The sequence below is a fragment of the Streptococcus mitis genome, assembly GCF_003942765.1.
GTDB lineage: Bacteria > Bacillota > Bacilli > Lactobacillales > Streptococcaceae > Streptococcus > Streptococcus mitis_BE.
Genome location: NZ_RJNW01000018.1, coordinates 1 through 791, shown reverse-complemented (window position 1 = coordinate 791; position 791 = coordinate 1). Strand labels below are relative to the sequence as shown.

General features: G+C 38.6%; 1 protein-coding gene. It reads right to left on the bottom strand.

Annotated elements, in window-relative coordinates:
• Positions 1-791, bottom strand: a 791-nt coding sequence (locus tag D8849_RS10350) for a Rib/alpha-like domain-containing protein (protein ID WP_260467593.1), incomplete at both ends; no start/stop codon positions are given.

Here is a 791-nt window from a genome sequence, read left to right as displayed (position 1 = left end):
GTGTAATCCTCTGGTGTTAATGGAGTTTTCGTAACCGGAGTTTCAATTTCCTTAACAGGTGTTACATTAACTGGGACTTCTACTGTAATCACTTTTCCATTTGGTAATTCTACCGTTACTTTAACTGGATCCTTCTTACCTGGAGTTGTCAAGTCTGGAATGTTTTCAACATTTGTGACCTTGCCACCTTCTGGAATCTTAATTCCTTTAGTGTAATCCTCTGGCGTTAATGGGGTAGATGTGACTGGTGTCTCAATCTCTTTAACAGGTGTTACATTAACTGGGACTTCTACTGTAATCACTTTGCCATTTGGTAATTCTACCGTTACTTTAACTGGATCTTTCTTACCTGGTGTTGTTAAGTCTGGAATGTTTTCAACATTTGTGACCTTGCCACCTTCTGGAATCTTGATGCCTTTAGTGTAATCCTCTGGTGTTAATGGAGTTTTCGTAACCGGAGTTTCAATTTCCTTAACAGGTGTTACATTAACTGGGACTTCTACTGTAATCACTTTTCCATTTGGTAATTCAACCGTTACTTTAACTGGATCTTTCTTACCTGGTGTTGTTAAGTCTGGAATGTTTTCAACATTTGTGACCTTACCACCTTCTGGAATCTTGATGCCTTTAGTGTAATCCTCTGGTGTTAATGGAGTTTTCGTAACCGGAGTTTCAATTTCCTTAACAGGTGTTACATTAACTGGGACTTCTACTGTAATCACTTTTCCATTTGGTAATTCTACCGTTACTTTAACTGGATCCTTCTTACCTGGAGTTGTCAAGTCTGGAAT